This is a genomic window from Vicinamibacteria bacterium (genome assembly GCA_035620555.1).
Taxonomy (GTDB): domain Bacteria; phylum Acidobacteriota; class Vicinamibacteria; order Marinacidobacterales; family SMYC01; genus DASPGQ01.
This window is the reverse complement of sequence record DASPGQ010000106.1, coordinates 1-9,753: the sequence shown is the minus strand read 5'-3', so window position 1 is coordinate 9,753 and position 9,753 is coordinate 1. Positions and strand designations below refer to the sequence as shown.

8 protein-coding genes are annotated in these 9,753 nt (G+C 60.8%); 5 read left to right on the top strand and 3 right to left on the bottom strand.

The features are described 5' to 3' along the window. A partial coding sequence (locus VEK15_04400; protein HXV59912.1) for a restriction endonuclease subunit R occupies window positions 1-1,373 on the bottom strand: 1,373 nt, incomplete at its 3' end. Between the two features lie 586 nt (window positions 1,374-1,959). Between VEK15_04400 and VEK15_04395 the strand changes: the two genes are divergently transcribed. Next, on the top strand, window positions 1,960-2,247 hold the full coding sequence (locus VEK15_04395; protein ID HXV59911.1) for a hypothetical protein: 288 nt from the start codon (window positions 1,960-1,962) through the stop codon (window positions 2,245-2,247). Further along, entirely contained in the window at window positions 2,222-3,298 is a 1,077-nt protein-coding gene (locus VEK15_04390; GenBank protein HXV59910.1) for a winged helix-turn-helix domain-containing protein, read from the top strand. The genes VEK15_04395 and VEK15_04390 overlap by 26 nt, the downstream gene beginning before the upstream one ends. A 100-nt stretch (window positions 3,299-3,398) precedes the next feature. On the opposite strand, the gene VEK15_04385 is transcribed toward VEK15_04390, so the two are convergent. Further along, window positions 3,399-3,803 (bottom strand): hypothetical protein, encoded by a 405-nt coding sequence (locus VEK15_04385; GenBank protein ID HXV59909.1) that lies wholly within the window; start codon window positions 3,801-3,803, stop codon window positions 3,399-3,401. After that, window positions 3,790-6,780: a helicase-related protein gene (locus VEK15_04380; protein ID HXV59908.1), complete on the bottom strand. Its 2,991-nt coding sequence runs from the start codon at window positions 6,778-6,780 to the stop codon at window positions 3,790-3,792. The genes VEK15_04385 and VEK15_04380 overlap by 14 nt, the downstream gene beginning before the upstream one ends. A 25-nt stretch (window positions 6,781-6,805) precedes the next feature. Here VEK15_04380 and VEK15_04375 point away from each other — a divergent pair, with 25 nt between their 5' ends. From VEK15_04375 to VEK15_04365, 3 genes are all read left to right on the top strand, one after another. Next, a complete protein-coding gene (locus VEK15_04375) occupies window positions 6,806-7,234 on the top strand; it encodes a hypothetical protein (GenBank protein HXV59907.1) in 429 nt (142 codons plus the stop codon). A 30-nt stretch (window positions 7,235-7,264) separates the two neighbouring features. After that, window positions 7,265-9,268, top strand: a complete 2,004-nt coding sequence (locus VEK15_04370; protein HXV59906.1) for a transglutaminase domain-containing protein — start codon at window positions 7,265-7,267, stop codon at window positions 9,266-9,268. Between the two features lie 206 nt (window positions 9,269-9,474). Then, the gene (locus tag VEK15_04365; protein ID HXV59905.1) at window positions 9,475-9,630 is read left to right on the top strand and encodes a hypothetical protein; all 156 of its coding nucleotides are present in this window, start codon (window positions 9,475-9,477) and stop codon (window positions 9,628-9,630) included. Window positions 9,631-9,753: the final 123 nt, after the last annotated feature.

The window sequence follows — 9,753 nt, the reverse complement described above, 5'->3', positions numbered from 1 at the left end:
TCGGTCGCTTCCAGCGCCTTCGCCGCGCGTTTCTGCACGGCGCCGAGCTCTCCATGAAAATCGACACAAAGAAGCGAGCCCTCGACCCGAAGGTCGTCGGTAATCAGGTTGATTTGGTAGTCCGTCAGGAGCTTCTTTAGTTCCCGGTAACACCCTCTCGGTAACGCCACGTGGAGCGGCAGTTCTTCGGCGCAACTGACGATCCGGGGGGTGAGCGCCGTAGAGAAGCGCAACGCTTGCTTCTTGTAGAATTCCGGGTTCTGAAAGGCGGCGAGACGCTTGATTTCGTTCAAGAGGGGCGACGGAAGCCCGGCCTTTTCCAGGAATATGGCCTGAGCCAGGGTCGCTCGCGCCGTCTCGGGAAGAGGGCCGGCGATCGCGGCCCTCGGTCGCCGGCGCGAGGGCGTTCGAAGCCATGGCATTGAATCCGAATCTTCGTCGTCCGAGTCTCCGAGTTGGACACCGAGGATCGCTCCTTTACGACGCGCTTCCCGAACGATGAGCTCGACCTCGGACGCATCCAAACGTCGAAGTCGCGCCAGGAAGGCCCACTGATCTTCGTGCGGCACCCAGTTTTCATTGACGAAGACGGTGTTCCCCTTCAGGCGCGCCTCGTTCTGAAACGGGAGCGCGATGAGGTTTCCGAAGCCTCCCCTTGGAAGCATGTCCTGGTTCGGGAACAGGCGATCGTAGGAAGCCATGGGAAGCTCGTGCCGCCGCGCCATCGTCTGCGTGATCAGATGGCAGCCGAACTGCCGCGCCGTTCTTGCCGAAACCGGCTCCCGGAAGAAGAACCAGACATGAGCTCCGTTTCCGGAGCGTGAGCGTTCCACCGCGGTCGGGAGCTGCATCCCGCGGCAGGTCTCGACGAGCGCCGAGACGTCCTTCTCCCAGGTTCCCTTGTCGAAGTCCATGGCCAGGAACCAGCAAGTATCGTCCTCGAGCAATGGATAAACGCCCGCCACGATCCGGCCCTGCAAATGATCGAGGATGACCCGGTCGGTGATCGCCAGGAATGCCTGATTGGCGCATTCGCCGCACTTCACTCTTGGTTTCTCACAAACTTCGGGAATCCACTCGTTCGCGCAGGCCGGTGCGTATCCGCTCGTGCCCTTTCTGAGATTTCGCCACCTCGTTGGATAGACGTCGGTTCGTCCGCGGAATAACGTCCGAAACAGCGCGATCTTGTCGGCCGAGGTCCGGGGGCCAACGACCGGCAGGAGGTTCGGCGACGGTTCGCGGCACGCGCCGATCTGACGCCGGAGCTCATCGACCCGTAACCACGCCTGGCGGTACTGGGCCTCGAGCTCACGGAGACGTGCCTCCTCCGTTGCCAGGTCCCGCTCGAGTGAGTTGCGATCGAGGCGTGTCATGGGTCCGCTCTTCACGGAAGTTGACAACCAGGTTCCGCGGTCGATCTTATATGCTTTCGAGCGCTTCGGAAGACTTCATGCCAAGGGTCCTACATCACTTAGGAGAGCCTTCCCGGGTAAATGGCTCCGATCGTTGTGAAAGGCACCGGTTGTAGTGGGTCGTGGAGACCGATGGCCCGATTTGCCGTTTCGCACCCGGGTGAGAATTTACCCAGAGAACTTGACATCGCCTCCAGGTGGAGTTATTTGTAGTAGTTATAATGGCTACTAGAAATAGACAATACGCGCCACCATTTGACAGGGAGACCCTCGACAGGGCCTTTGCGTCGCTCGCTATACGCTTGGAGGAGAACAAGGCGGAGCCCATCGAGATCGTGGTGGATCGGCCCTGATTCTGGCGGGACTGATCCCGCGCACTACGAAGGATGTCGATGTCGTTGCTTTATTGAGGTCGGGAGTTCTTCGCTCGCCAGATCCGCTGCCGGAGGATCTGCGCAGAGCTGCTGCCGAGGCTGGGGAGGACCTCGCGCTTTCGCCAAATTGGCTCAACAATGGCCCGAGCCGCGGTGAGGGCGGACTCTTCCAGATGGGCCTCCCCGCAGGGTTGGCGAAGCGCCTGCATCATCAGCAGTACGGCGCGCACCTGACCGTCCATTTCATCGACCGATTGGATCAGATTCATTTCAAGCTGTACGCAGCCGCCGACCGTGGCGGCTATCACATCGAGGATCTGCGCGCTCTGAAGCCGACCCCCGACGAAATCGAAAAAGCCGCGCGATGGGCGATGAGCCACGATGTCTCGGAGGGTTTCCTCATGGTTTTGAGGGATCTCTTGAGGAGCCTCGGGTATGCCGAAAGTGCTGACAGACTTTAGAACGGAATTCCTCGATAGGCTGCTGGATGTTCTGTGGCGGCAGTGGACGGCATTAGGCGTATCCGGTTACAGCCGACACTGGACGGGGTCGCCCGTCGATCCCGATGCCCTGCTGCTTCTTTCATGCACGATCGGTCGCTACGACGCGCGCCTGTTCGATGCCATCCTGGAATGGCTGTCCATCAACGGTCGCTTTATCAGCATCCAGCGCATCAAGCGCATGTTGAAGGACGAAATCTTCGACGGCGAGGAGGTTCTACGGGCGGTGGCGGCCGCGACGAGCACCACCGAGAACGAGGCAAAATGGAAGGGCATAACGGGCTTATCGAAAGCGACGGGAAAGAGAAAGAAATCTCTATTTTTCCTCAAGAACGGAGCCCCTCTTCCGGTGGTTCACGAGCCCGAACCTATTTTTTCGAGATATGGATTCTTGCGCGACAGCTACGAGGAGCGCAGCGCGGCCGCACCGTTCCGTCCGGAACCGCACGAGAACCTCCTCCTGCGCTTGAGAGCCTTGCTGGGAGTGAACGCCCGTGCGGAGATCTTTGAATTCCTGCTGCTCAACGATCTCGGATCGCCCCGGGCAATGGCTAGAGACACGTATTACTACCCAGCCACGATCACCAAAGCGCTGGCCGAGATGAGTCAATCGGGCTTTGTCGTCTCCCGCACCGAGGGACGACACCGGTACTACACGTTGTTCCCGGATACGTGGCGGGAGTTGTTTGTGGGTCACAGTTCAAAGCCACCTTGGGTCGTGTGGGCTCGTCTGTTCAGCGCGCTCGAGCAAGTGTGGCTCTTCCTCGACCAGCGCGACCTCGCGACGCGACCGGTGCTGGCGCAGGCGTCGTCGCTTCGACGAATTCTCAAGGGCTCTGTGAAAACCCAACTGGAGCGATCTGGCCCCTTGGGCTCCTTCGGCGACGACTCGGCATATCCGGGAGAAGCACTCATTCCCTATTTTGTGGCGCACGTGCGAAAGATCCTCGATTGGGCCGAAGCCGGCGCCAAGGAGCAAGCTACTCGAGTTCGACGAAGCTCAGCAGGCTGACACGTCGAAATGGGGTGCGGTGTCGGTGTAGCGACTGGAAATTGGAACCTCGTGGTGAACGAACAACGTGGGGCGAACCTCTCCTGGCATCCCTCCCTCGCTAGAACAGATCCTTCCCTGTCAGGAGGTACTCGAATCGGTCGCACTCCCTGGCCAGGGTGTTCACGTAAAGCTCGAGCTCTTCGGGGTCGAGGTAATCCGCCTGGTGCTCGATGTGGCCGACGAGACGGTCACGACGGTCGAATCCGAAGGTCACGATCTGATGCTGTGCGTTTTTCTCCCAGACGAGCAACGCGAGTTTCCGCCAGCGTTTCACGTTTTTGGTCACGGAAGCCGTTCCCAGGACAACCGACTCCAGTCGATAAAGATTCTCGACGCGCTCGATCGTGATGGTCTGATGCCGGCTCCCCCCGCGTACGGCTACGTTGATTCGCTCGCCGTCGACGTACCACGCTTTGCGATTCGAAGCCGGGATCGATTGCACCAACTGCTCAAGCCTCAGCATCGGCTCTCTCCTCCGTCCCCCGTAGCCAAGCTTCCGGCTCCGAGTCTCGGTCCAGCATTTCCGATTCGATGAGGTCCGCTGTCTCGACGGTTCGGAGGACCAGACGCTCGATCTCCGCGTAACAAGTCGTATCGAGATGAAACACCCGGTCGCCTTTGACGGAGACTTCGTACTTTCGCCTTATAAAGTCGTGCACCGCGCAGATCCTCACGGCGCCGAGCCTTTGTTGGAGCTCATACAGATGGTCGCTCTCGTCGGGGTCGTCGAGGTCGATCTGACCCACGGGACTCGTGCACTCGAGCAAGGTCGCATCGCCGGCGATGAGCGATCGGAGCTCGAGTGTGAACGGTTGGCGTCGCTCGACCGAAGGCGTCGATCGCTCGTCAGCACGGATGCATCGTCCCGAGCTAAGGGCGACCGTCCCCGCCAACCTTCGTGGGTTCCCGGTGCTCTCAACGGCTAGGTCCCAGGTCTCAACTAGCGAGCTCCAAAGCTCGCCCAGATGTCGCTCCAAAGCCGTGATGTCTAGACGCTGAATGTCGCATGCCAGTGCGGTGCCGCACAGCCAGGGCGGGTGTACCGGAAACGCGGACTCGAGGAGACCCTCGATTCGCGGTACCTCTTCGAGCCGCCTAATGGCCTCTTGCGCGATATCGATCCGGCTCTCGTCCGTATCCGAGAGGTTCTCGGAGCGGTGGATCATTCGAAGGAACTTGTTGAGGCGTACCAGGACCCGTCTGACCTGCAAGACTTCGACAGTGTCACGGAGATGTGGGTAATAAACCTGGATCAGCTCATCGTCTCCGGGTGCATGCGCCCGACCATCCAGATGGCGCTGTACAAGGCTTCCGATGCGATCGATGCGTCCGGTACGTTGCTCCATCGCCGACGGCGTCCACGTGATCCCGTAATGAATGACGCGCCGGCAGAACGTGTGCAGGTCTTCTCCTTCCTGAAGCACATCGGTGGTGACAAGGGTCAGCGGGAACCCGGGCATTCGGAACTGCTGCACCAGGCGTTTGTTGACGCCTCCGGACATGCGCCCTACGGGGACTTGGTGTTGGAGCGATCTCCCGAACATCTCCGGGAGCTCCGCGAGCGGCACGTGGTGGGCGTCGGGAAAATTGACGGACAGCAGTGTTTCAAAAGCGGCCGCGGCGCCGGAGAGCTCTCGAAACGCGTGGAAGCCTGGTGTCGTCGACTGACGGGTAAGTAGCTCGATGAAATCCTCGGTGAGCACGCGCTCAGGTTGTTCCGCGTCCATTTCCTTGCGCGTGCCGAAGGATCCGAGTCGCCGGATAGCCGTGAGATAGAGGTCGATGTAGGAAGCGCCGAGCCTGCTCATCGCACTGATGAGCTCCCGGCGGCGCTCGCGGTTCCGGAATCGCTCTCGGAACTCCCCTGCCTCGTCTTCAGGCCAGATGGCTCGCCGCAGATTCGGGGTTTTGACGAGCTCCGTGAAGAACGTCACGATACCGATGCCGTCCGACGGGGGTGGGAACCGCTCCGGTGCATCCGCCCTACCGTCCACGACGAGAGGAAATCGTTCCTGCAGGACGACCGACGCACGCGGCCCGAGATCCCCGTCACGATCTCGAAGCAACTGCAGGGCGGCGGCCTGGTAGGCCTCGACCACATAGAAGCGCGGGTAACCTGATTTTTGCTGGGAGCGCGACCGGAAATAGTTGTACGCAAGCTGCTTCAGCTCGGCCTGCAGGTCGGCTGGCGACCGGGCTAGCATGTTCGCGAGCTGTTCGAGCGGGTCCGAAGGTTGCCCCAGGAGCCACGCCACATAGTCGTCCTCGAACAGTGTCGAGTAGACGGATGCCATCGACGAGAGACGGTTCTTCTGAAACGCAGCACCGGAGAGCACGCGTCCGGGCCCTTCCCCGCGGAAGAACCACGCGAAGAACGTGTCATTCCCGCCCTCGTCATCCACGACCGCGTGGCGCAGGTCCTCCTCGACCTGGTCGACCTCTTCGTGGCTGCTATCCTCCTTGGGTCCCGTCGAAGCTCGCTCGCGCTCTTGTCGATACCGGCTAAACAACCCGTCGATTGGTTCCTTCAGTTCCGGGAGCGCGGCAACCATCTTCGAGTAGATCCAGTCGTCGAAGATGGTGTCCAGCTTCTTCTTCAACTCGGTTACGGTCGCCACCCGACGCACGAATACCAGCGCCTTGTCCCCTGTATCGAAAGCCGACGCAAGAGACCGCGCCGTGGCGTCGAGCTTCGGATGAGGAAGCGGCTCGCCGAACTCTTTGCTGTACGAGTCCACAACCGTCGCGAGGGAGAACGTATCGGCTCCCCTTCTCTCATCAACCGATGCCTCTTGCTCTCCCTCGAAGTGCCTGCGTTCTCCATCGTGGTTGCCGTCGACATTCTGTCGCGCCAAACGCTTCCGGTGTCCGACAGTCTCGAGGAAGCTCTCGAACGACGAGAGCATGCCGATCTGGAAGTGATTGTTGAAACGTTTGTCACGAAGCGCTTCCGCGACCTTCTTTTGAATGAGACCCACCACGAGACGTTGCTTCGGGTCTTCGAGCCGCATGGGGCTCGAAGGGGCGTCGTATCCACCGGCGCGCCACTCCCGTCGATACATGTTCTTGCTGTACTTCTGGTCGGCGATCTTCAAATACCCGACGCGCCGGAGGAGCATTCGCTTCAGCACTTCTCGTTTTTCTTCCTCCTCGCACTCGGGGTCGTCCAACCGTCGCACCGAAATGGGGTTGCCGCCATCGGCGTCCTGAAGCTTCGCGTCGCCGAAGCCAAGAACGTCGAGCTGGTTGAAGACGTCTCGGTAGTCGTACTCGAACGGGGTCGCCGACAGCAGCAACACCCGACGGACACGCCTCTGGTACCAGGGGTACTCGTCGCTGCTTGCAACAGGATGTCCCAGCGCCATGCCGAGGACGCGGTTTCGGTTGCTCCCCTTGGGGTCGAAGCCGTGTTTGAGGGCGTGCGCCTCATCGATGATCAAGAGGTCTATGTCCGGGAAAACCGCATTGAGCACACGGCCGTATCCATCGCGAAACGAGGCCGCGATATCCCTCGTGGCGTCGGTGGCCGATTACTTCAGTCGGAGCGAGTATGTGGTCGATATCTTTGCGGCTGGGCCCGACATCTATGAAGTCAGCGCCGGAAGAAGTCTCGCGTATCTCGAGAACATCCTCGACGTGCTCGCCTGCCTCGAGCCCTGTCACGAGCCCCCGTTCGAGATCGTCGGTCCAGCGCTCTTCGAGAAGCTCCAGCAGATTACGAGCGTCGTCGCCATCGTTCAGGATTGGGACGACGCGAGGGAGTCTTTCCTCCGGCGAGTGAAGGCGTTCGGCGTCGATCTGAAGGTGATGATCGTGCGCGAAGGCTCGACCGCCAAAAAATTGGAAGGCGGCGGCCGACGATCTGGGCGAGATGAGCCTGGTGCGACCCGCTGACGTCGAACGCGCGCTCGCGGACGAGTCCGTATGAAGCGCGTGGCCACGAGTGTCTTGTTTGGTGCCGCCGGTGCGTCCGTTGCCGTCAACCTCCGCACGGCGCCGGCCTGGCTCTTCGTCCTGGTGGCGGCGGCTTCTATCTTCTGGAGATCCCGTACCCCTGCTCCGGGTACCGTTCGGGCGTGTCAGCGCCTTCTCTATCTCCTTCTCATCGGGATCGCCATCCTGGGCTGGATCCAGGTGACGTACCCCATCCTGAGCGCCCAGGAGGTCGACACCTGGGCCCTTCGCCTCGCGTATCCCGTGGGCGCCCTGGGGAGTCTCTTCCTTTTGACGGCACGCACTGTGTTTGTCTGGACGGGCGTCATCCCCGCTGCGGTCGGTATGCTCGTCACTGCGAGCTTCGACGCCAATACGCGAACGCTCGGGTTTCTCGCGGCTGCCGGACTGGCGGGATTTAGCTATCTCGCTGCCGACGTTTGGAGCCTCTCGGGTGAGCGGAGGCTCACACGGTCGGTTCTCGTCGGTGGGTTCGGTCTTCTTTCTGCCGCGATCGCCACCGTCATCGTTCTCATCCTCCCCTGGACTCAGGGAAAGGTTGAGGAAACGATGCTGACGATCTACGCGCCAACGGGCGACGGCATCGAGGGGCAGCACCAGACACGCCTCGGCGATCTTCAGCGCTTGAAGCTCTCGGAGAAGATCGTGATGAGGGTGTGGAGCGAGCGGCCACAGAAATTGAGAAGCCGCGTCTTCACGCACATCGATGGCGCTTACTGGCGTCGGGATCTGGCGTCGATCCGCACCCTCGCGCCTTCGATGCCACAGACGATTGGATTGCCGGAACGGCAGTTCCTCGCAACACTTCCAGGAAAGGATTTCGTTCCGACACCAGAACGTCTGGAAGGCCAGCGCCTGATTCGAACGAAGGTGGTTCGGGTGGACGGGGGTGGTCTTGCAACGCCGGGTGGATCGGCGCTGGTCCACGCACCGGTCGATGAGGTGCGAATCGATGGTGCCGGGGTTTTGTTTCAGCCGCCAAGCACCCGCGTTCGTTTATACGGCGTTCTCCACGAGCTCAATCACCAAAGGGCACAAGACGGGCCGCTGCAGCCGGAGGAACGTGAACGCGCTCTCCAAGTTCCCGAGAATCTCGACCCGCGGATTCCCGAGCTCGCCAAGGTCGTCACCGACGGAGCTGCGACGACCGAGAAGGCGGTCGAGCGGGTCGTCGCCCATCTTCGGGAGAGCTACGAGTACTCTCTCGAGGTTGGGGAGATTGACCGGCAAAACCCACTCGTGGACTTCCTCTTCAACAAGAAGCGCGGATGGTGTGAGTTTTTTGCCGGTGCAGCCGCCCTGATGCTTCGCACGGAGGACATTCCGACACGGTATGTTGAGGGCTTCAACGTGATCGGGAGCCAGCGCAAAGACGACTATTACATCGTGCGCGAATGGGATCGGCACGCATGGATCGAGGCCTACATCGACGGAAAGGGTTGGCTCGAGTACGACCCGACCCCGGCCGCTGAGTACGAAAGCCTCCATGCCGGTCTGGATTCCGGGCCACTCGCCGATGCGATCGAGTGGATACGGGCCCATGGCGCGAGCCTCTATGCCGAGATCCGCCACGTCGAGTGGCGGGGGCTTTTGGGGCCGCTCGCGTGGCTCGCCGGATTCTTCGTGGCGGGATACGGTGCCTTGCACCTTGCGCGACTCTGGAGCCCACGGCGGAGGGTGACGCGTCGCGGGACGAGCGCGCCTTTGACAGGTCTCGAACCTCTCATCCAGGAGTTGGATCGCCGGGCGAGAGCGCTCGGATCTCCCCGAACGAAGACGAAAGCTCCGCTGGAGTACTGGGCTACCGTCTCGGAGAATGTGCCGGTGGAGCTTCGAAATATCGGGCTCCGAATCGTCGAGCGTTTCTATCACGCTCGGTATGGCGGTGCTCTCGTCCCGCCCGAGGAGATACGTCTGCTCGAGAGAGAGCTCAACTCACTCGGGTCTCGAGCTCCGAGCTCGGCGGACGTGTAGAAGTCTACGGCCTCACAATTAGGCTCGGCTTGGACTTCGCGCTCGCGATCTTCTTCGCGGTGCCGAAGGACGAGCCGGTCCCCGGATCGCCAACAAGGACGCGATATCGAAGCTCGACGAATCGCTTACAATCGCCGAGACAGATGGCGAAAAGAAAACGCGTTTGGCCAGAGTGGTGGGAATAGAAGCTCGAAATCTCCTCCCACATGCAGAAACGATTCGTAAAGCGCGACTCTACCGAGCTCGATCTCCGCCGTATGATGGAGCACGCGACGAACTTCAGGAAGGACTACAAGGAAGGGCGCTGGATCATCGACACGCGCTTTCGACAAAAAGCGTGGGAAGTCATCGTGGAGCCCTAGCTCGACGACGTGAAGCTGGAAGTCATTACGGCTTACGAGGTTTGGGACGATGCCGGACAGGACCCACGTTGATCTCGAAATCAGCTACGGGGATGGTCGCCCCCGGCTCGGCTATCTGTACCT